Raw genomic sequence first — 19,041 nt, 5'->3', positions numbered from 1 at the left:
TTACCAATCGCGGCATATGACAGCGGCCAGCGCGTGAGCGACGCGGCTCACACCATTCCATCGAGGTGGGCAGTGCCGCTATGGTCACCCGTCGGTGGGTCGAGGTCCCTCGCCCCACCTGCCCTCGGGGGGAGGGAAGGAACCAGACGATGCCCGTACCCGTACCGCGGCAGAGAGCGATCCCGGCCGTGGAGAGTGGTCAGGCGCAGGCCGTCGCCCAAGGCGGCCCCCTCAAGGAAGAGGCTCACCGCAACGCCACGGCCGGCGCCAACGGCGCCACTCTCACCCTGCTGCTGATCGAGGACGATCCGGCAGGCCTGCCGATCGTGCCCGACATGCTGGACCCCTCCGGCAGGCCGGTCCGTGTCCGCACCGCCCGCAACCTCACCGAGGCCGAGCGGCTGCTCACCGACGACGTCCACTGCATCCTGCTGGACCTCGCGCTCCCGGCACCCGGCCGGCCGCACGGCGAGGACGCCGACGAGCTGGCCGTGCTCCGGCACGTGCTGCAGCTCGCGCCCCGGCACGCCGTGCTCGCGCTGACCGCCTCCGGCGACGCCGAGCGCGGCGCCGAAGCCGTGCGCGTCGGCGCCCAGGACTACCTGTTCCGGGACGAGCTGGACGGCCGGCTGCTCAGCCGCGCCATCCGCTACGCGGTGGAGCGCAAGCGCTCCGACACCGCCGAGCGGCGGCTCGCCGAGGGCAGGCTGCGCGCCCAGGAGAACCGCCGGCTGGAGCGGGGCCTGCTGCCCACGCCCCTGTTGGAGGGCTCCTCGCTGCGCTTCGCCGCCCGCTACCGGCCGGGCCGCTCCCGTGCCCTGCTCGGCGGCGACTTCTACGACGCCGTACGCACCCCCGACGGCACCGTGCACGCCATGATCGGTGACGTCTGCGGCCACGGCCCGGACGAGGCCGCGCTCGGCGTGGAGCTGCGCATCGCCTGGCGCGCGCTGACGCTGGCCGGGCTGTGCGGGGACGAGCTGCTGGGCACCCTTCAGGAGGTGCTGGAGCACGAGCGCGCGGACGAGGAGATCTTCGCGACGCTGTGCACGGTGGACATCGCCCCCGACGGCCGCCGGGCGGGCCTGTGCCTGGCCGGCCACCCGTCGCCGCTGATCGCCCGTCCCGGCCGGGCGCCGAAGCTGCTGCCGTACGAGAACAACGGCCCCGCCCTGGGCCTGCTGCCCGGCGCCCGCTGGCCCCGGATGCAGGTGGAGCTGGGCGCCGAGTGGAGCCTCATGCTCTACACCGACGGCCTGATCGAGGGCCGCGTCGGCACGGACGGGGAGCGGCTCGGCCAGGACGGCATGGTGGACATGATCCGCCGCCAGCTGGCCGAGGGGCTGCGCGGCGAGAACCTGCTGCGGGCCGCCGTGAGCGAGGTCCGCGACCTCAACGGCGGCGAGCTGACCGACGACGTGGCGGTGGTCCTGCTGGACCGCACGGCGTGATCGTCCGGCGGTATGCCGTTCAGCGGCCGCCGTTGTACGGGCCGTAGGGGCCGTCGCTGCTGCTTCCGCCGCGGCGGCGGCCCCAGCCGCTGCCGCCGCCGGAGACCTGCTTGAGCGCGGGACGCACGTCGACGATGTAGACGATGCTCGCGATCACACCGGCGATCGGCAGGATGGACAGGAGCGAGAACAGGTAGCTGACCACGAGCGCGATGCCGAGGATGATCAGCCAGAAGACCTTGTTCTGCTTGTCGGCCGCGCGGAAGGCGTCCTCGCGCCGGAAGGCGGCGTCGAACAGCCCGAACGCGGCGAGGGCCATCATGACGATCTTCAAGATCCCCATGAACCCCGCGAAGCCCAACATCAGCATGCTGTCCACCGCCCGTTGTCTGCCGATCCGTACGCGGCCACCGTACCCGTAGAACGGGCCGGGCACCCCAGGGGTGCCCGGCCCGTTCAGGTCCTGCCGGACGTGTTCACTTGGCCGGCGGGGTCGTCTTCTTGGCGGTCGGGGTGACCTTGCGCGGCGCCGGGGCCTTCTTCGCGGCGGAGTCCTTGGCCGCGGACTCCTTCACCGCGGACTCCTTCACCGCGGGCTTCTTCGGCGTGACGGGCTCGGTCCTGACCGCGCCCGGCTTCGGCTCCGTCCGGACCTCGCCCGGTTCGGGCTTGCCCTCGACGGCGATGGCCAGGTCCTCGATCTCCTCGGCGGCCTCACCGCGCCAGTTCCGCACGGTCTGCTCACCGTGCTCGGCGACCCTCTCGTAGGCCTCGCGTGCCTTGACGGCGTACTCGGCGGCGACGCCGACCCCGCGCAGGGCGAGGTCCTGGGCGTTCTCGCCGAGCTTCTTCAGGTCGACGTCGAGGGTGCCGATGAACTCGTTGACCTTGGTCTGCAGGGTCGTCTGGGCCTCCTTGGCCCGGCTGGCGGCCCGCTCCTGCACGGCCTTCGGGTCGGTGTTGCGCACCGCGTCGATACGGGCCGGCGCCTCGGCGCGCAGCTGCTCGACCAGGGCGGGCACCTTCTTGGCCTGCTGGAGCGCGAGGTCGGCGGTGCCGGCGGCGAAGTAGAGCGGCTTCGGGTCGCTGAGGGTCTTGCGCAGGTCGTCGGTGATGGCCATGGTGATGGTCCTCCCGGATTCGCGTTCGGCTGAGGTTGGTGTGTCCGCGGTCTGGGCGGCCGGGCCCTGGTCCGGCTATCCGGCCGTCCGCCGCGGACCGGCATCACTGCCGCCGGCCGTGCGGGTGCCGCGTTCGGCGGTGTCGCCCGGGACATCGGTGCCGTCGGTCCGCTCCGCCGCCTCCCCGTCCTCCGCCGCCGGCTCGCCGACCCCGAATCCGTTCTCCTTGCGGAAGGACTCGTAGATCTGGAGCAGCACCTGCTTCTGCCGCTCGTTGAGCGAGGGATCGGCGAGGATGACGGCGCGCGTCTCCACCTCGTCCCGGTCCCGTTCGGCGTCGAGGATGCCGGCGCGGACGTACAGCGTCTCGGCGGAGATGCGCAGCGCCTTGGCGACCTGCTGGAGCACCTCCGCGCTGGGCTTGCGCAGCCCGCGCTCGATCTGGCTCAGGTACGGATTGGACACCCCGGCGGCATCGGCGAGCTGCCGCAGCGAGAGCTGGGCGTTTCGCCGCTGCTCGCGCAGGTACTCACCGAGATTGCCGACGTTGAGCGATGCCATGCCTCCACCATGCCGCACTCTCGCTAACAATTGCAAGCACCTGCTTGCAAGAGTGCGCCACGCCACCCGGGGACTTCACCCGCTCGTCGCAGTGCGCCACGGCCCGGGGCCGCGGCCCCCGCGGAAACTCGGTGGCGTCCCGCTCCCCCCGGCCGTGAGACTGCCGCGGTGACGCTTCACGAGGACGAGATCCCGGTCGACGAGACGCTCATCCGGTCACTGCTGCGGGCACAGCGCCCGGAGTGGGCCGGCCTGCCGTTGGCGCCCGCGGGCGCCGGCTCGGACAACACCATGTACCGGCTGGGCGACGACCTGCTGGTACGGCTGCCGCGGACCCCCGACGGGCGGTCCGTGCGCAAGGAGCAGGAGTGGCTCCCCCGCCTGGCACCACTGCTGCCCTGCCCGATCCCCGAGCCCTTGCACGCCGGGACGCCCACCGACACCTTCCCCGTCGCCTGGTCGGTGCACCGCTGGATCGACGGCGCGGAGGCCGGCCCGGACACCGTGCGGGACTGGGCGGCCTTCGGCGCCGACCTGGCGGCGGTGGTGCGGGAGTTGCACGGCATCGACCTCATGGGGGCGACACGCGCCGGGGACCTGAGCTGGTACCGCGGCGGCCTTCTCGGGCCCTGCGACGAGTGGGTCGGAGCCGCCTTCGAGGACTGCCGGGCCACCGCGGGCGCGGAGCTCGACGTCGACACCCTGGAACGGATGTGGCGGGCGGCGCTCGCCCTGCCCGACCCCGCCGGCCCCCATGTGTGGCTCCACGGCGACCTCAAGCCGACCAATCTGCTGGTCCGGGACGGGGAACTGCACGCGGTCATCGACTTCGGAGCGCTCTCGGTCGGCTTCCCCGACGCCGAGCACGCTCCCGTGTGGGACCTGCCGCCGCGAGCGCGCCAGGCCTACCGGGACGCCCTGGACCTCGACGACACGACCTGGGCGCGCGCCCGCGCCTGGGCGATCGCGGTCGGGGTCAGCGGGATCTCCTACTACTGGCACACCTGGCCCGCCTTCGTCGCCGAGTGCCGGGCCCGGCTCCAGGCGATCCTCACCGACGCCGCGGCCGGCTGAGCGGCCGGGCCGACAGCCGCAGCCAGTCCGCCACGGCGGTGAAGTCGGCACCGGTCAGGCCGTACCGGTGGTCGACCCGGTGGAGAAGGGCGGGCGCGGGATGGTGGACGGCGACCCAGGCGCGGTCGGCCTCGGTCAGCTCGTCGTCGATCCAGACGAACGGACGGCCCGCCGCCCAGGCGACCAGCGGGCGGGTCTTCCAGTGCAGCAGACCGGGCGGCTCGTCCTCGTCCGGCCACCGCACGACCGGCAGCGCGGGCAGCCCCAGCCAGGGCGCCAGGCACTCGTTGGCGTCGTCCATCCAGGTCGTCGCCCACACCAGTTCGCAGCCGAGACCGCCGAGCCGCGCACCGAGCGCCGGGTCGACGCGGTTCAGCAGCGGATGGCCGCCCGCGTCCGGCGGCCCGGCGCGGCCGCGGTCGTACACCGGATAGGCCCGGTCCGCCGCCCCGAACGGGATCAGCGGCCCGTCGACGTCGAGGAAGAGCAGCATCACCGTTCAGGATGCCCGCGTCCGCCGGCTCCCGCGCCCGCCCGGGGACGAAGCCGGGTTCGCCGGGGCCATGGCCCCCTCACGCCAGCGCGCGGGCCAGATAGGGATTCACGATCGGGCGGCGGGTCGGCAGGCCGAGGGAGGCGGTCGCGGCGGCCAGGGTCATGGCGTACGAGTCCACGGCCCGGCGGACGTTGGGGGCGTCCAGGCTCGCGCCGGTCACCAGGCGGTCGAGGTCCACGTAGGCCGACCGCACGATCTCGATCCAGCGGTAGACCCGCCAGTCCTGCTGCCAGTCGACGGTGTGTCCGGGGGCCAGCAGCTTCTGCCAGCGCTGGAACATGCGGTCCCGGATCTCCGAGCGGGTCGGGGTGAGGTGCATGTGCCTGACCAGGTCGTAGAGCGGGTCGCCGACCACCGCCATCTCCCAGTCGATGATCGTCAGCGCCAGGTCGTCCGCCCGGCGCACGAGGTTCCAGGGGTTCAGGTCGCCGTGCAGCAGGGCCGGCTCCCGGCGGCTCACGGTGTGCCGGGCCAGGATCTGCCGGAGCCGGCCGGCGTCGGGCAGCCCGAACAGCCGCGCCAGTTGCTGGGACTCCTTCGGCAGCTCCTCCACCAGCAGGACGAGCTGCTCGCTCAGCCAAGCGTAGAAGTCACCCTCGCCGGCCGCCGGGTCGAGCTCCTTGTAGCTCACCCGCGTCAGGGCGTGGAGTTGGTCCACCAGCCGGTCCGCCTCGTGCGGCAGCAGGCCGTGCACGGGGTGGTCGGGCGGATGCTCGCCGTCCCGCGGCCCCTCGTAGGTGTGGATGGCGAACTGTTCCCCCTGGTAGCTGGTCCCCAGGGCCAGGAACTTGGGTGCCGCCACGCCCACGCCGGCGAGTTCGATGGCCCGGAGCACGGCGTGCTCGCTCAGGAAGCCGCGCTCCCGGCGGCAGACGTTGGCCACCTTGCGCCGGACCACGACGGCGAAGTCGGTGTCGGGGACCCGCACCACGGAGTTGAGGTGGCCGGTGCCCTTGAAGACCCGGCTGGCGGGCGTGGCGCCCTCCGCGAACAGGGCCTGGCGCACCGCGGAGTGCGGGAAGTCGGGGTGCTCGGGGAAGCGTTGGTCCTGGTGCCAGTCCCTGATCTTGGCGGACAGGCCGAGGCCCCCGTTCCGCGCGGCGCGCCAGCGGAAGAGGATCCGCTCGATCTCGCGTGCGTCCGGCAGGTTGCCGAGTCCGAGCGGGCCGGCCGCCGTCTCCAGGGCGCGCCGCACCGCCGCGGTGGCGTCGTCCAGGCTCTTCTGGTCCGGCGACGCGTGCAGCGAGTCGGCCGCCCGCATCACGTCCGGGTAGACCGACTGCGCCCGCTCGAAGGCGATGTAGTGGCGCAGGTCCTTGGCCAGCCCGTTGACGGCCGCGGGGCGGATCAGCCGCATGGCGTCCGCCCAGGCGTCGATCACCTCGTTCCACTGGTTCGGCGGGTACTGCATGCGGACCAGGTGGGTCGCCAGGTCGTGCAGGGGGTCGCCGTAGGTCGCCAGCTCGAAGTCGACACAGATCAGGGGCGGGTCACCGCCGTAGGACATGATCAGGTTGTCGCGGTGCAGATCGGCGTGGAGCAGGCTGTAGGGCCGCCGGGCCATGGCCGGGACCCGCTCGGCGAACCGTGTCAGGGCGTCCTCGGGGATGCCGAGCGCGGCGAACAGTCCGCCGAAGCCCGGCCAGTTCGCCCGCCTGATCTGGCGGTCCGCCAGGTGGGCGAGCGTCTGCAGGAAGCCCTGGCTGTCCTTGTCGTTGCGTGGCCAGGCGGCCGGCAGGGGCGGCAGCGCCTCCCGGCGCACCTGGGCCATCTGGGCGAGCAGACCGGCCAGGGCCTTGACGAGCAGGGCGTCGACCGGCTTGCCGTCCTCACACACGCTGGACAGCGGCACACCCTCGACGTAGCTGTGGATCGCGTAGCCGTCGCCCCTGGCCAGGCACTGCGGGACGTGCGGCAGGATGCCCCTGATGGCGTCCAGGATCGCCGGCTCGTCCTGCCACGTCCTGATCACGACCGGCAGCGCGTCGCCCCGGCGGACCCGCACCGTCACGGAGGTGCCGGTGTCACGCCCCAGCAGGTGCCGCACGTCCTCGGTGACCGGAAGCACGTAGTTCCGGTTGTGGTGCCCGCTGCTCGCCACGCCCCGTTCGGCGGCTCTGCGTACGAATGCGCTGATGGCGCCGGGCCAGGCGCCTTCCCCGGGGTGCCGACGGGGAAGAGAGGGTGCGCCCACTGGCCGCTCCGGGTGATTCGCGCGAGAGAGACGGAAGGTATGCCAAACATTAGGTGCAGGTGATCCGAGGCACGACCAGAATCGGCCTCGAATGGTCACAACGGGTGGTCTGCCGGGCTTCGAGGCCGGTCGCCGGGCGTGCTGGTTCGCCGTCTCCATGCACGGGGAACAGACCGACCGGTTCAGCGGTGCGGGAATGCTAGCGCACGGGGGCCGCCCTCCGGGGCGCCCGGCGCTATTCGGCGAGGCGGTCCCAGACCGAGTCGAACCACGTCTGCATGCTGCCGACGAACACCGATCCGGGCGAGTTCGGGTCACCGTCCTTCACGTGGTGGGTGAGGGTGGCGCCCAGGCCGAGTACGTCGAGTGCGGTGATCACCTCGCCGTCGTCCAGCTCCATCTGGCGGTCGATCACCTCGTACATGCCGTGCAGGGCCTCGACGCCGTTGAGCAGGTAGAGCTTGCACACCGGGACCAGCGGAACGTGACGGATCCGGAGGTCGACGGACCGGACCAGCTCCTCCGTCAGCAGTTGCCTCAGCATGGTCCGCAGGGACTCCGTGTGGCGCCGGCCGATGGCCCACAGGCGCTTCTGGGGACGGTCGTCCGCCCGGTCCTCCTTGTTCCGCGGATACGACAGGACCAGCGACTCCGAGGGCAGGAGCACGCGCAGGGCGATGCGCTGCGGCCGGATGATTCCCGCACGAATGCGCTCCACCTGGAGGCGGATGTGCGCGTCCAGCGACTCGGACGTCAACGTGTACACGTCCAGGGTCACTTCGTCGCGTTCGAACGCCTCGCTGATGAGCGGGCCGAGGGTCGCGCCCCGCCTCGCCCGGGTGGCCTTCGGCGTCGCGGACTGTATGAGCTGCGTCTTGACCACCCGCCAGCCGCTGCCCTGGCGGGACTCGATCCACCCCTCGTCGGCCAGCTCGCGCAGGGCCCGCTGGACCGTGTCCCGGGAGACCCCGAGCTCCTCGGCGAGGTCGCGCTCCGACGGCAGGAAGGAGCGCAGCCGGTACGTCCCGTCGGTCACCCTGGAGCGCAGTTCACCGGCGACACGCTGGAACTTCCTGCCCCGGCCGCCATCACTGGTCTGCTGCCCGTCCACGAGAGGACCGTACCGCTTTCCGTCCACCGGCAAACCACCACACGATCAACTGGCCTGGCAATAAGGCCGGTTGGTTAAGGGATCAATCGGATCGGGCAGACCACTATCAGTCCAGCAGGCCAATTGGACCGAGCAGCGGCCGGGTGCCGGAAGTGGACGGAAGGTGGGGGGCCATGCTCCTGCTTCAGATCGTCAGAGCGGTTGCCGAACTCTCCCTGGGCGCGCAGGCGCAGACCAGGCTCGGCGCTGTCGGTGTGCTGCTCCTGACCGCCATGGCGGTGGGCATACGGGCGCGCCGGGCCGGCCTCGCCGTCGGGGCCGCCGTGGTCTTCACCCTGCTGATGACTCAGGCCTGAGCCCGCACCTGCCTCAGCACCGACCACAGCGAACGCACGGTGCGCGTGGCGCCGGCCTCCCGCAGCAGCTTCTCCTTGCGCTCGTTGCGCGCGTAACCGAGGAAGGGAACCCCGGCGCGGTTCGCGGCGAGCAGGTCCGAGGGCGTGTCGCCGATCATCAGGGCGGCCCCGGGGGCCGCGCCCATCGCGGCCAGGGCACGGTTGAGGCAGTGCGGGTCGGGCTTGAGGTGATGGAGGTCCTGGCTGCGACCGTAGATGTGCGGGGTGAAGCAGTCCACGAGGCCCCGGCCCGCCAGGTACTCGCGCACCACGCGCGGTGAGTTGTTGGTCGTGATGGCGAGCCGCGAGCCGACCGCCGTCCAGGTGCGGATCAGCGGATCGGCGTACGCGGTGGGCATCGCCGACCCGGTGGCCCGCAGCTCCTCCTGGGTGAGACGTTCCTCGAGCTCAGCGACCAGGTCGCTGCCGGGATGCCTGCGGTCCACGGCGCGCAGGACGACGTGCGGGTCCAGGGACTCCCGCTCCTCCCGCGTGAGCAGGCCGTGCAGGCCCCGGCTCTCCAGCCACCGGGCCAGGTCGGTCGCCACGCGCTCCGCCGAGTGCCCGGCGAAGAGCCGGCAGATCGGCCCGTCGAAGTCCCACAGCACGACACGTGCGCGTCTGATCAGATTCCGCAGTTCCTCGGTCTCGTCCTCGGTCTCTTCCGTCACCGGTTCGGTCCGCGTCGCATCAGAAGTCACTAGGAGAGTGTCAGGTCCGTCGTGATGGTTTCCCAGAGGGCGTCGAACCACTTCTGCGATTGCTCCACGAATGCCGCGTCCCGCTGACCGGCCCGCTTCTCGAAGGAGAAGAGCAGGGACTCGGAGCCGAGCGTGTCGTACATCTCCAGCGTGCCGGAGTCGGTGGGCTCCTCGCGGCGGGTGACCATGTAGTGCGCGAAGAGCGCCTCGCTCCCGTTGAGCAGGTACAGCTTGACCGGCGGGGTGAACGGCAGGGCCCGGAAGGTCACCTGGACGTCGATGTCGTGCGTGGAGCGCAGGGCCCGCAGGTTGTACCGCAGCACCTGGCCCTGGGCGTTGCGCATCTCCAGCCAGCGCCGGTGCACGGGGTCGTCGTCGCCGTGGGCGTCCACCGAGACCGGGAAGGCGAGGTTGATGTCCCGGGACGGCAGCAGGATGCGCACGTCGATCCGGCCGGGGCGGATGCGGCCCTCGTGGATCAGCCGGAGCGGTTCGCCGAGGGCCGGGATCAGGCTCTGCGCGGTCAGGCACACGGCGTCGATGCGGACGTGCGGGGCCGCGAACGCCTCGGTCAGCCGGGGAGCGAGGCCCACCATCGTCGGCTGGGGCTCGTCATGGGCGGGGGCGGGCTCGGCGACGCGCGGGGGGCTGCCCTTGCTGACGCCACTGAGCAGACCGTCGTCCGCGAGCAGCCGCAGGGCCTGCCGCACGGCGCCCCGCTCCACGCCGAACTCCACCGCCAGCTCGGCCTGGGTGGGCAGGCGCGCCCCCGCCTTCAGGGCGCCGGTGCGGATGCGTTCCCGCAGGACGTCGGCGATCTCCCGGGACGTGAGCCGTCTGCTGCCGTTCACTGCCACGTTCTCCTGAGCCACAACCAAACGCTACAACCCTGATCCATCTGACGGGAGTTGTCGCCAAGTTGTTTATGAGTATGAGCCAAGCGGGGACAACTTAAACACAGTTGGTTGCCAACTTGGTCGAGTTGGCACACCGAGAGGGGGAACGTCCATGCCTGTCCTCGCGCTCCTCTGCGCCGTCCTCGTCGTCGGCTTCGAACAGCTCATCGAATGGAAGTACGGCGCCACCGGTCTGGTCGGCCTGCTGCTGCTCTCCGTGGGCATCAGGGCCAAGAGCCCGGCGGTCAGCTCCGCCGGGGCCGTGCTGCTCGCCCTGCTCCTCGCCGGTCCGGCCCTGTGACCGGTGCCGCGGTCCTCAGGACGTGAGCAGCAGATCCGAACTGATCGTCTCCCAAAGTGCGTTGAACCACAGGTGGGACTGTTCCACGAACGTGGTGTCGCGCAGGTCCGCACCCTGCGCGAAGGGAAACAGCATCGACCGCGTGCCCTCGGCGTCGTAGAGCTGCAGGTGCTCGTGGTCGATCTCCCGCTCACGGCGGACGAGCGTGTAGTAGGCGAACAGCGCCTCGCTCCCGTTGAGCAGGTACAGCTTGACCGGCGGGGTGAAGGGCAGGGCCCGGAAGGACACGCGCACGTCGATGCCGTGCGTGGTGCGCAGCGCGAGCAGGTTGTCGCGCAGCACCTGGCCCTGGGCGTTGCGCATCTCCAGCCAGCGCCGGTGCACGGGGTCGCCGTCGCCGTGCGCGTCCACCGAGACCGGGAAGGCGAGGTCGATGTCCCGGGACGGCAGCAGGACCCGCACGTCGATCTTGGCCGGTTTCAGCTGTCCGGCGTGGATCTGCCGGAGCGGCTCCCCGATCGCCAGTGTGAGCGAGACGGACGTCAGGCACAGGGCGTCGATCTCGACGTGCGGGGCGGCGAAGGACGCCGCGATGCGCGGCGCGAGGCCCACCATGGTGGGCTGCGGCCCGGCCGCGACGCCGGCCACGGGCCCGGCCTGCTGGGCGAGGGCGGCCACGATGGCGGGGGCACCCTTGGAGACGCCGGTGAGCAGATGCTCCGACTGCAGGATGCGCAGGGCCTGGCGCACGGCTCCGCGCTCCACACCGAACTCGTCGGCCAGCTTGGCCTGAGTGGGCATGCGCTGGCCCGGCCGCAGTTCCCCGGACCTGATCCGGGCGCGCAGTTCGTCGGCCACCTCGCGGTGTGACGTGCGTGACCGCTGTGGCCTCTTCCGCCCATTGGCGGGGGCGTGTTCCGGGTCCACGAACAAACACTACAACTTCGCGCCAAGTTGCGGCAGTTCGCGGAAAGGTGGTTATGAGACGCTTCCAAACGGAGATAAGTACAGTGAAGTTGGTCGCCAACTTGAGCGACATGGTCAAGCTTCTCAGTGGTTGGCCGACCGGGCTCCCTTCCGGAGGGGAGCCGGGAGCCCGGGCAGGGGACGGCCACCGGAGCGCACAGTCACAACTGAACGGCCCGTACGGCCCGCACAGCCACAACTGAACACGGCACCGCACAGCCACAACCGAACACCGTGACAACTGAACAGCACGCTACGGATGAACAGCACGCGTCGCCGGCAGAAGGGACTGTCAGAAGATGTCCGGGCACCACGGCCGCCCGGGCGTGCGCAGCAGGGCGTCGGCCTTCCGGGCGGCGCCCTCTCGCTCTTCCTGGACCCGCCCGAGGGCCGCGAGCCGCACCAGGGACTCGTCCCCCAGCCAGACCGTGCCCAACTCCGCGACCGACAGCGTGAGATCCGCGCCCGCCCCACCGGCCGGTGCGCAGGAAGCGCCCTGCGGCGAGGCCTCCAGCCGGAACCGCCCGCCGGCCAGGCCGTCCGCGTCCACGACCTCCAGCACCAGCGAGCCCGTCCCGTCGTACGTGCGCGCCTCCAGGGCCCGTACGACGTCCAGGACCCGCACCCACAGCCAGTCCGCGTGCGCCGTCACCCGGGCCGCGCGGGGGTCGGGCAGGAAGAAGGGCAGCAGGTCGTCCGGGCCGCGCCAGCCGCTCTTGACCTTGGTGATCCAGTCGATCGAGCACAGGAACCGCCACAGCGCCCGCTCGGCCGCCGGGGTGGCGGCGAGCAGCCAGTTGACGTCGGCGGTGTTGTGCGGCTGCTTGTCGCGCCAGTGGTCGTCGGACTCGTACGACACCAGGCCCTCGACGTCGCCGGAGGCCGCCCGGTAGACGGCGTAGAACGGCTCGGTCCAGCCGCTGCCGTGGCCGAGGACACCGGTGTTCACCTGCCACCACAGCTCGTTCCTGCTGACCGCCCCGGGCTGGGCGCGGCGGACCCGCTCATGCAGCTCGGGACCGAGCTTGCGGACGTCCTCGCCGCCCACGAGATCGATCCGGCCGCCGTCCTCCGGGCCCGACCAGCGCGGATCGAGGCCGCTGCGGGGCACCTCGACGGTCCACTCGGTGGTCCAGGTCGCCGGGCCGAAGCCGTAGCGCCCGTAGATCGGGTACTCGGCGGCGATCAGCGTGGCGACGACGTCACCGCGCTCCTTCGCCGCCGCCAGGTCCCACGCCATCATGCGGCTCAGCAGGCCCCGCCGGCGGTGGGTGGGGGTGACGGTGACGTTGGTGATGGCGTCCGCGGGGACGGCGGCACCGCCCACCGCGGTGATCTCCTGGTCGAAGGAGCGGAAGGTCGCCACACAGCGGCCGTTGTCGAAGGCGCCGAGCGGCCGGCTGCCGACGAAGTGCCGGCGACGCCCCTCGAGCTGCTCGGGCTTGAGCACCGGCTGCTGGAGGAACCCGATGTTCCGCGCGATCTGCCAGTCCTCGAAGTCGGCCTCGGTCACCGTGCGGATGTCGATCGTCATGGGGTCACGCTAGGTGCGCGTGCCGGACCCTGTCGCGCGGTTTTCATCCCGCCCGGCCGGCCACCGTGCGGAGGTCAGGTCAGCAGGTCGTCGACCTGTGCCTCGCCCACCCGGTAACGGCGGGCGATCTCCCCGCTGCAGTCGTCCGTGATGCGCTGGAGCCGCTGGCGGCGCCGGGACACCTCCTGCTCGTAGCCGACGAGGCGGCCCATGGCGCAGGTCAGCTCCCGGTCGGTACGGGCGCCGAGGTCCGACAGCTCGACCTCGCCGAGCATCTCGGCGGCCAGCAGCCGGTACTCCTCGTTGAGCGGGGTGCCGAGCGTGACATGGCGGGCCGAGGAGCGCTGGCGGGCCGGGGCGTCGGTGAGGATCTCCGGAAGCCGCTCCACCACCGAGGCGTCCGCGGGCGCCGGCACGGACGCCCGGCCGCGGCGGGCGAGTTCGGCGCGCAGGATGTCGATCCGGCCCTGCAGCAGCCGCCGCACATAGCTGAGGTCCGCCTCGTCGCGCTGGGCGTCGCGGCGCAGCGTGCGCAGCTCGGGAAGGCTCGGCCGGGTCAGGTCGTACTCGGCGGGTTCCGCGGGCAGCGCCGGGCCGGGCCGCTCCTCGCCGCGCTGCGCGGGCGGCGAGTGCGTCTCCAGCCAACCGGTACTCGGTGTGCTCATGTGGTGTGACCGTCCCCTCGACCGGCGTGTGGAAGCATCGTGCCACCCCAAGTCGCCGCTATGTGACCGAGTGCCCCCGAACGGCCCCACATGGGGGCGTAAGGATCAATAATGGGCCGACCGTGTCCAGGGACCGGCCACCCGGCATGATGGTCGGCATGCGTGCGGTGGTGCAGAGGGTGGACGGCGCGAGCGTCGTCGTGGACGGCGAGACGGTGGGCGCGATCGAGGGCGAGGGCCTGTGCGTCCTGGTCGGCGTCACCCATGACGACACCAAGGAGAAGGCGGCCCAGCTGGCCCGCAAGCTCTGGTCGATCCGGATGCTCGAGGACGAGCGGTCGTGCAGCGACGTCGACGCGCCGCTGCTCGTCGTCAGCCAGTTCACCCTCTACGGCGACGCCCGCAAGGGGCGCCGCCCCACCTGGAACGCGGCAGCGCCCGGCGATGTCGCAGAGCCGCTGGTGGACGAGGTGGTCGCCCAGCTGCGGGCGCTGGGCGCGACGGTGGCGACGGGACGGTTCGGGGCGCGGATGCGGGTGTCCCTGACGAACGACGGTCCGTTCACCGTGCTGCTCGAGATGTAGGGCCCGTCCGCCGGATCGCCGTCGCCCCGCGAAGGCACCCTACGGCTCGACGATCACTTCCTGGGCGGCGGCCGTCTCCCCGGCCACCAGCCGGGCGTCGAGCGGTACGTTGCGCTTGACCAGGGCGAGGGCCACCGGGCCCAGTTCGTGGTGGCGCACCGACGTGGTCACGAAGCCGATCCTGCGGCCGTCGGGGCCCTCGTCCGCGAGGCGGATGTCGGTGCCGTGGGCGGGCAGGTGCACGTCGCTGCCGTCGAGGTGCAGGAAGACCAGCCGTCGGGGCGGCTTGCCCAGGTTCTGCACCCGGGCCACCGTCTCCTGGCCGCGGTAGCAGCCCTTCTGGAGGTGGACGGCGGTGCCGATCCAGCCCAGCTCGTGCGGGATGGTGCGGTGGTCGGTCTCGAAGCCGAGGCGGGGGCGGTGGTGCTCCACGCGCAGCGCCTCGTGGGCGAGCAGACCGGCGGCGGGGCCGGACTTCGCGGCGAACGACTCCAGCTCGGCGCGCGGCAGGAAGAGATCACGGCCGTACGCCGTCTCGCGCACGGCGACGCCCTCGGGCACCTCGGCGATGGAGCCGGCGGGCAGGTGGACCACCGCCACGTCGGCGGTGCGGTCGGCGACCTCGACCCGGTAGAAGAACTTCATCGACTCCAGGTAGGCGACCAGCGCCTCCTCGGTGCCGGGCTCCACATGGGCCCAGACCGTGGTGCCGTCGTCCACCAGGTACAGCGCGTGCTCGATGTGACCGTTCGCCGAGAGGATCAGGGCCTCGGTGGCCTCGCCCGCCGGCAGGTCGCTGACGTGCTGGGTGAGCAGCAGGTGCAGCCAGCTCAGCCGGTCCTCGCCGGTGACGGTGACCACCCCGCGGTGGGACAGGTCGACGAAACCGGTGCCGTCGGCGAGGGCACGCTGCTCGCGGAACAGCTCGCCGTAGTGGGCGGCGACGCCTTCGTCCACGCCCTCGCCGGGGACGGCGCCGGGCAGGGACAGCAGAGGGCTTTTCATACGGGCAAGCCTACGTCGTGGTAGTTGAACCCTTCAGGGTGCAGTCCTTGCAGCGGCCGAAGATCGCGAAGTGCTTCATGTCGGTGTCGAAGCCGAACTGCTCGCGGAGCTTGGCCGTGAAGTCCGCGGCCACGTCCACGTCCGCCTCGATGACGTTCTCGCAGTCGCGGCACACCAGGTGCAGATGGTGGTGGCGGTCGGCGAGGTGGTAGGTGGGCGCACCGTGACCGAGGTGGGCGTGGCTGACCAGACCGAGTTCCTCGAGCAGCTCCAGCGTGCGGTAGACGGTGGAGATGTTGACCCCCGAGGCGGTCCTGCGCACCTCGCCGAGGATGGCGTCGGGGGTCGCGTGCTCCAGGGCGTCCACGGCTTCGAGCACGAGTTGCCGCTGCGGCGTGAGCCGGTAGCCGCGCTGCCTGAGGTCGCTCTTCCAGTCGGTGCTCACCACACGGGAAAGTCTAGGGCCACCGGCCGTCGGGGCTCACGCGCCGACAGGCCCGCCCGCCGGACGGGGCCGCCGCGAGGCGGGCCTGCCGGCGAACGGGCCTGTGGAAAGCGGACGGACCGGTGGAAAGACGGCCCGGCCGGAGAACGGGCCGGCCACGGAACGGGCCGGCCCGCAGGCGGGGCCTACTTGAAGAACGCGATGCCGTCGTCCGGCATGTCGTCGGGCAGGGCCTTGGCCCAGCGCTCGACGTCCTCCGGGGTGACGACCTTCTTCAGGTGGGCCGACATGTAGGGGCGCAGCTCGACCTCGGGGGTCTGCTTCTCGCCGACCCACATCAGGTCGCTCTTGACGTAGCCGTACAGCCGCTTGCCGCCGCTGTAGGGCGGGGCGTCGGGGGTGCGGGCGACGGTGTCGGAGACGAGGTCGATCTGCGGCTTCTTGTCGGCCATCTCGCCGTACCAGATCTCGATGACGCCGTCGTCGCGAGTCATCGTCACCTCGACCCGGCGCTCGGCGTCGATCCGCCAGAAGCCGGACTCCGACTCCAGCGGGCGGACCTTGTTGCCGTCGTTGTCCAGCACCCAGGTACGGGAGTGGTACTCCAGGAAGTCCCGGCCGTCGTGGCTGAAGGTGACCTCCTGGCCGAAGTTGCACTTCTCCGAGCCGGGGAAGTCGTGCACGCCGGCGCCGGCCCAGTCGCCGAGCAGGAAGGCGAGCGGGACGAGGTCCTTGTGCAGGTCGGACGGGATCTCGATCATGATCGGCAGAGTTCCTGGGTGGGGGTGGTCAGCGCTGGCCCTGGTAAAGCTTCTTCACGGTCAGACCGGCGAAGGCGAGAACGCCGACGCAGACCAGGACCAGCAGCAATTCGAAGAAGATCTCCACAGGTGCTCCTTGAGCGAGGGTGGGCGTACAACAGAGCCGGGGCCCAGCTTACGCGGCCGGGGCACGGCCCTCCTTCCGAGGTGGTTCGTCGGGGTTCTTCAGGATGGTCAGCCGAGCAGCTGGCTCTGCAGCACCACCGTCTGCTGGAACGGGATCGCGGGGGCGGAACCCTTCCGGGACTGAAGAATCACGGCGTAGACGTCTCCCGCGGCGACGTAGGCCTGACGGACCTGTTCGGCGCCGTAGGGCCTGGTCTCGACGTACGCGGTGCGCTCGGTCCCGGACACCGCGGCCGCGTCGGGGAAGCGCTCGTCGTAGCCGGCCTCGCCGACACCGCGCACCTGACGGGCGGGAACGCTGTACGCGACGTTGTCGCTGGCGAACTCGTTCTCCACGACGTTCGCCGTGCCGAACTGCAGCAGGTAGATCCGGGTCCGGGTGCCGTCCGGCATGGTCCAGCCGCGGGCCGCGATGTGCCGCAGGCCGGTGTCGACGAGCTTCTGCCGCAGCTCGTCCCGCTCCTCCTTCCGCGGGTACTCCGCCAGGTAGGTGCCGGTGGCCAGCCAGCCGTCCCGGCCGCGCAGCGCCCTGTCCTCCCTGGCGCCCTCCGGGGCGGGGAGCAGCAGGTCGCGCAGGTCGGCGTAGTGCGAGCCGGCCCGGTTCGACTCCGCGAAGGGGGCCGGGCTGCCTGCGGGCAGCGGGGGCCTGGTCAGCTCCGGGTAGTCCCAGCGGCCGTCCGACTCGGTGGCGAGTCCGGGTACGTCCGTCCGCTCCATCCGGGTGATCCCGTACGCCGTGCCCGCCCCGACCGCCGCGAACGCCACGACGGCCGCGGTCCAGCGCAGCACGGCCCGCAGAACTCGGCGGTCCCGGCCGGGGGTGGGCGGCGGGGACTCGGGCGGCGCCGGTGTCACGGGCTGCCCAGGTGTCGCGATGGTCGTCTCCTGCTCGCTCATACGGCCTTCCCCGGCTCGTCTATGCGGTCGAGTTGGGTACGCACGAGCTTCGCGACCCCGTCGGCGTCCAGCGGCCGGGCGCCGTACGCGGTGACGGTGACCACGACATCGCCGACGAACGCCGTGCAGAACATCCCGTCGAGTTCCTGGTCGCCGCCCTTGGGCGGGCGGACGCACGCGGCGTCCTTCTCGTAGCCCTTGATCTTCGGCCCCGAACGCAGGCCGCTCAGGGCCTCATGGAGGTACCGCGAGGCGTTGCGGACCGTGGCGCTGTCCCCGACCTGGGCGAGCACGATGCTCACCGTGTAGATCTCCTCGTTCCACAGGTAGGCCCGGGACTGCCCGCTGTAGTAGCTGCGCATGGCCATGCCCTTGATGCGCTGACGGTCGATCTGCCGCTCCAGCAGCGTGCGTTCAGAGCGCGGCAGACCGCTCAGCGACCTCTTCCGCAGGGCAGTGGCCTGAGCACCGTTGAGCTGTGTGTCGGAGCCGAACTCCCCCATGTCGGGGCCGCGGACCCAGGTACCGGTGCCGTAGGGGACGAGCATCCCCGCGAGCCCATGCCGCGCGCGCTCCTCGTCCTTGCCGACCTCCGCCTGGGGGAACTTCCAGGCGGGGCCGCCCGCGTCGCGATCGGCGCCCCGCACGGTCACGACCGTCCAGCCCGCCCCGGCGAGAACGGCTCCGGCCAGCAGCACGGAACCGACGACGGCGGCGACACGGCCCCGACGGCCGGGCTTTCGGGCGATGGCGGCGGACATGGCGGGCGTGGCCGGACCGGCCGGTGCGGCCACTTCGGGGGATTCGTCGTGGTCTGTCACAGCCGCTCCATCTGCCGCTCGGCCAGGTCCGTGATCGTCTTCCCGCTGATCGGAGTGGTGCCGTAGACCCAGATCTCCATCGCGATATCACCGCGCCAGGCGTGCGCCTCGGCGCTGTATGACGGCGCCCGGTCGTGGACGTACGCCCTGCCGTCCCCGGTCCCCGGGATGGCCCGGCTCTCGGTCGCCGGCTTCTTCTCCGCCCAGTCCTCCAGGTTGTGGCTGGTGTCGCTGGCCGCCATGGAGTCCTCCTGCCGGAACTGGACCAGCCGGATCTCCACGCTGTACGAGGCGTCGGTCTTCCATCCGGTGACGGCGGCGCGGCGGAACTGGTCCGTCACGAGGGAACTGAACTTGTCGCCCGGGCGGGTGTAGCCGTCGGCGTAGGCGGCCAGGTCCAGCCAGCCGTCGCGGGGCAGCCAGTCCAGATCCCTCGCGCCGCGCGGCTTGGCCAGCAGCAGCTTGCGCAGGTCGCCGTCGGTCCTGACCTTGCGGTCCTGGGCGGCGGAGAGCGGCTCGGCCTCGCCCTTGGCCTGCTTGATCACCGGCTGCGAGAGCGAGGACAGCTTCGTGGGCTCGCGGTCGGCCTGGACGAGGTACCCGGCACAGACGCCGGCCACCAGCCCCAGCAGGGCACCGGCACCGATCAGCCGGGCCGCACGGCCGCGCCGGCGGGGCCGGGGTGCGACGGGTGCTCCGGAGGTGTCCGCCGCGCCGCTGTCGTCCCACGCCACCGGATCATTCGCCACAGCCGGAACATCCGGCGCGACGGGTCTCTCTTCCGGCTCTTCTGGTTCTTCCAAGACGTCCCCCCAC

22 protein-coding genes are annotated in these 19,041 nt (G+C 71.8%); 5 read left to right on the top strand and 17 right to left on the bottom strand.

What is annotated here, in order from left to right:
* The first annotated feature begins 149 nt into the window (after positions 1-149).
* A complete protein-coding gene (locus AB0924_RS33015; RefSeq protein WP_358937079.1) occupies positions 150-1,451 on the top strand; it encodes a fused response regulator/phosphatase in 1,302 nt (433 codons plus the stop codon).
* A gap of 19 nt (positions 1,452-1,470) precedes the next feature.
* Here the strand turns inward: AB0924_RS33015 and AB0924_RS33010 are convergent, their stop codons facing one another.
* From AB0924_RS33010 to AB0924_RS33000, 3 genes are all read right to left on the bottom strand, one after another.
* Positions 1,471-1,821: a DUF2516 family protein gene (locus AB0924_RS33010; protein WP_358937225.1), complete on the bottom strand. Its 351-nt coding sequence runs from the start codon at positions 1,819-1,821 to the stop codon at positions 1,471-1,473.
* 106 nt (positions 1,822-1,927) lie between these two features.
* Positions 1,928-2,572, bottom strand: a complete 645-nt coding sequence (locus tag AB0924_RS33005; RefSeq protein ID WP_358937081.1) for a hypothetical protein — start codon at positions 2,570-2,572, stop codon at positions 1,928-1,930.
* A 75-nt stretch (positions 2,573-2,647) separates the two neighbouring features.
* Complete coding sequence (locus tag AB0924_RS33000; RefSeq protein ID WP_358937083.1) at positions 2,648-3,133, bottom strand: helix-turn-helix transcriptional regulator; 486 nt, start codon at positions 3,131-3,133, stop codon at positions 2,648-2,650.
* Positions 3,134-3,301: 168 nt separating this feature from the next.
* Between AB0924_RS33000 and AB0924_RS32995 the strand changes: the two genes are divergently transcribed.
* Positions 3,302-4,207 (top strand): aminoglycoside phosphotransferase family protein, encoded by a 906-nt coding sequence (locus tag AB0924_RS32995; RefSeq protein WP_358937085.1) that lies wholly within the window; start codon positions 3,302-3,304, stop codon positions 4,205-4,207.
* Here the strand turns inward: AB0924_RS32995 and AB0924_RS32990 are convergent.
* From AB0924_RS32990 to AB0924_RS32980, 3 genes are all read right to left on the bottom strand, one after another.
* The gene (locus tag AB0924_RS32990) at positions 4,185-4,700 is read right to left on the bottom strand and encodes an HAD domain-containing protein (protein WP_358937087.1); all 516 of its coding nucleotides are present in this window, start codon (positions 4,698-4,700) and stop codon (positions 4,185-4,187) included. The genes AB0924_RS32995 and AB0924_RS32990 overlap by 23 nt on opposite strands.
* Before the next feature lie 79 nt (positions 4,701-4,779).
* Entirely contained in the window at positions 4,780-6,864 is a 2,085-nt protein-coding gene (locus AB0924_RS32985) for an aminoglycoside phosphotransferase family protein (RefSeq protein ID WP_366913429.1), read from the bottom strand.
* A gap of 328 nt (positions 6,865-7,192) precedes the next feature.
* A complete protein-coding gene (locus AB0924_RS32980; RefSeq protein WP_366913428.1) occupies positions 7,193-8,068 on the bottom strand; it encodes a GntR family transcriptional regulator in 876 nt (291 codons plus the stop codon).
* A 173-nt stretch (positions 8,069-8,241) separates the two neighbouring features.
* Here AB0924_RS32980 and AB0924_RS32975 point away from each other — a divergent pair, with 173 nt between their 5' ends.
* The gene (locus AB0924_RS32975; RefSeq protein ID WP_358937093.1) at positions 8,242-8,424 is read left to right on the top strand and encodes a hypothetical protein; all 183 of its coding nucleotides are present in this window, start codon (positions 8,242-8,244) and stop codon (positions 8,422-8,424) included.
* Here the strand turns inward: AB0924_RS32975 and AB0924_RS32970 are convergent.
* Positions 8,415-9,134: an HAD family hydrolase gene (locus AB0924_RS32970; RefSeq protein ID WP_358937095.1), complete on the bottom strand. Its 720-nt coding sequence runs from the start codon at positions 9,132-9,134 to the stop codon at positions 8,415-8,417. The genes AB0924_RS32975 and AB0924_RS32970 overlap by 10 nt on opposite strands.
* Before the next feature lie 29 nt (positions 9,135-9,163).
* Positions 9,164-10,042, bottom strand: a complete 879-nt coding sequence (locus tag AB0924_RS32965; protein ID WP_358937097.1) for a winged helix-turn-helix domain-containing protein — start codon at positions 10,040-10,042, stop codon at positions 9,164-9,166.
* A gap of 130 nt (positions 10,043-10,172) precedes the next feature.
* Here AB0924_RS32965 and AB0924_RS32960 point away from each other — a divergent pair, with 130 nt between their 5' ends.
* Positions 10,173-10,361, top strand: coding sequence for a hypothetical protein (locus tag AB0924_RS32960; protein WP_366913427.1), 189 nt, complete (start codon positions 10,173-10,175; stop codon positions 10,359-10,361).
* A gap of 15 nt (positions 10,362-10,376) precedes the next feature.
* Here the strand turns inward: AB0924_RS32960 and AB0924_RS32955 are convergent, their stop codons facing one another.
* From AB0924_RS32955 to AB0924_RS32945, 3 genes are all read right to left on the bottom strand, one after another.
* Positions 10,377-11,294, bottom strand: a complete 918-nt coding sequence (locus AB0924_RS32955; RefSeq protein WP_358937100.1) for a winged helix-turn-helix domain-containing protein — start codon at positions 11,292-11,294, stop codon at positions 10,377-10,379.
* Positions 11,295-11,619: 325 nt separating this feature from the next.
* The gene (locus AB0924_RS32950) at positions 11,620-12,861 is read right to left on the bottom strand and encodes a GNAT family N-acetyltransferase (protein WP_366913426.1); all 1,242 of its coding nucleotides are present in this window, start codon (positions 12,859-12,861) and stop codon (positions 11,620-11,622) included.
* A 74-nt stretch (positions 12,862-12,935) separates the two neighbouring features.
* On the bottom strand, positions 12,936-13,526 hold the full coding sequence (locus AB0924_RS32945; protein WP_358937104.1) for an aerial mycelium formation protein: 591 nt from the start codon (positions 13,524-13,526) through the stop codon (positions 12,936-12,938).
* Positions 13,527-13,684: 158 nt separating this feature from the next.
* Here AB0924_RS32945 and dtd point away from each other — a divergent pair, with 158 nt between their 5' ends.
* Complete coding sequence (dtd, locus tag AB0924_RS32940; protein WP_358937106.1) at positions 13,685-14,110, top strand: D-aminoacyl-tRNA deacylase; 426 nt, start codon at positions 13,685-13,687, stop codon at positions 14,108-14,110.
* Positions 14,111-14,149: 39 nt separating this feature from the next.
* Here dtd and AB0924_RS32935 read toward each other — a convergent pair whose 3' ends face one another.
* The 6 genes from AB0924_RS32935 to AB0924_RS32910 form a co-directional block, all read right to left on the bottom strand.
* Positions 14,150-15,115 carry a folate-binding protein gene (locus tag AB0924_RS32935; RefSeq protein WP_366913425.1) on the bottom strand — a complete coding sequence of 322 codons (966 nt, stop codon included), beginning with the start codon at positions 15,113-15,115 and terminating at the stop codon, positions 14,150-14,152.
* Positions 15,116-15,125: 10 nt separating this feature from the next.
* Positions 15,126-15,563, bottom strand: coding sequence for a transcriptional repressor (locus AB0924_RS32930; RefSeq protein WP_366913424.1), 438 nt, complete (start codon positions 15,561-15,563; stop codon positions 15,126-15,128).
* A 182-nt stretch (positions 15,564-15,745) separates the two neighbouring features.
* A complete protein-coding gene (locus AB0924_RS32925; protein WP_358937112.1) occupies positions 15,746-16,321 on the bottom strand; it encodes an FABP family protein in 576 nt (191 codons plus the stop codon).
* A gap of 234 nt (positions 16,322-16,555) precedes the next feature.
* On the bottom strand, positions 16,556-17,404 hold the full coding sequence (locus AB0924_RS32920) for a hypothetical protein (protein ID WP_358937114.1): 849 nt from the start codon (positions 17,402-17,404) through the stop codon (positions 16,556-16,558).
* Positions 17,401-18,225: a hypothetical protein gene (locus AB0924_RS32915; protein ID WP_366913423.1), complete on the bottom strand. Its 825-nt coding sequence runs from the start codon at positions 18,223-18,225 to the stop codon at positions 17,401-17,403. The genes AB0924_RS32920 and AB0924_RS32915 overlap by 4 nt, the downstream gene beginning before the upstream one ends.
* Positions 18,222-18,974, bottom strand: coding sequence for a hypothetical protein (locus tag AB0924_RS32910; RefSeq protein ID WP_366913422.1), 753 nt, complete (start codon positions 18,972-18,974; stop codon positions 18,222-18,224). The genes AB0924_RS32915 and AB0924_RS32910 overlap by 4 nt, the downstream gene beginning before the upstream one ends.
* Between the last annotated feature and the right edge of the window lie 67 nt (positions 18,975-19,041).

Source organism: Streptomyces sp. NPDC047869 (genome assembly GCF_040704065.1).
Classification (GTDB): domain Bacteria; phylum Actinomycetota; class Actinomycetes; order Streptomycetales; family Streptomycetaceae; genus Streptomyces.
Note: the sequence above shows the minus strand (reverse complement) of the source record. Positions and strands in the feature narration are given on the sequence as shown.

Bases quoted from the DNA above. Each gene is read 5' to 3' on its own strand.
- dtd (WP_358937106.1), top strand. From the start codon at position 13,685: ATGCGTGCGGTGGTGCAGAGGGTGGACGGCGCGAGCGTCGTCGTGGAC.
- AB0924_RS32920 (WP_358937114.1), bottom strand. From the start codon at position 17,404: ATGAGCGAGCAGGAGACGACCATCGCGACACCTGGGCAGCCCGTGACA.
- AB0924_RS33015 (WP_358937079.1), top strand. From the start codon at position 150: ATGCCCGTACCCGTACCGCGGCAGAGAGCGATCCCGGCCGTGGAGAGT.
- AB0924_RS32925 (WP_358937112.1), bottom strand. From the start codon at position 16,321: ATGATCGAGATCCCGTCCGACCTGCACAAGGACCTCGTCCCGCTCGCC.
- AB0924_RS32975 (WP_358937093.1), top strand. From the start codon at position 8,242: ATGCTCCTGCTTCAGATCGTCAGAGCGGTTGCCGAACTCTCCCTGGGC.
- AB0924_RS33000 (WP_358937083.1), bottom strand. From the start codon at position 3,133: ATGGCATCGCTCAACGTCGGCAATCTCGGTGAGTACCTGCGCGAGCAG.
- AB0924_RS32935 (WP_366913425.1), bottom strand. From the start codon at position 15,115: ATGAAAAGCCCTCTGCTGTCCCTGCCCGGCGCCGTCCCCGGCGAGGGC.
- AB0924_RS32945 (WP_358937104.1), bottom strand. From the start codon at position 13,526: ATGAGCACACCGAGTACCGGTTGGCTGGAGACGCACTCGCCGCCCGCG.
- AB0924_RS32950 (WP_366913426.1), bottom strand. From the start codon at position 12,861: ATGACGATCGACATCCGCACGGTGACCGAGGCCGACTTCGAGGACTGG.
- AB0924_RS33005 (WP_358937081.1), bottom strand. From the start codon at position 2,572: ATGGCCATCACCGACGACCTGCGCAAGACCCTCAGCGACCCGAAGCCG.
- AB0924_RS32990 (WP_358937087.1), bottom strand. From the start codon at position 4,700: ATGCTGCTCTTCCTCGACGTCGACGGGCCGCTGATCCCGTTCGGGGCG.
- AB0924_RS33010 (WP_358937225.1), bottom strand. From the start codon at position 1,821: ATGCTGATGTTGGGCTTCGCGGGGTTCATGGGGATCTTGAAGATCGTC.
- AB0924_RS32960 (WP_366913427.1), top strand. From the start codon at position 10,173: ATGCCTGTCCTCGCGCTCCTCTGCGCCGTCCTCGTCGTCGGCTTCGAA.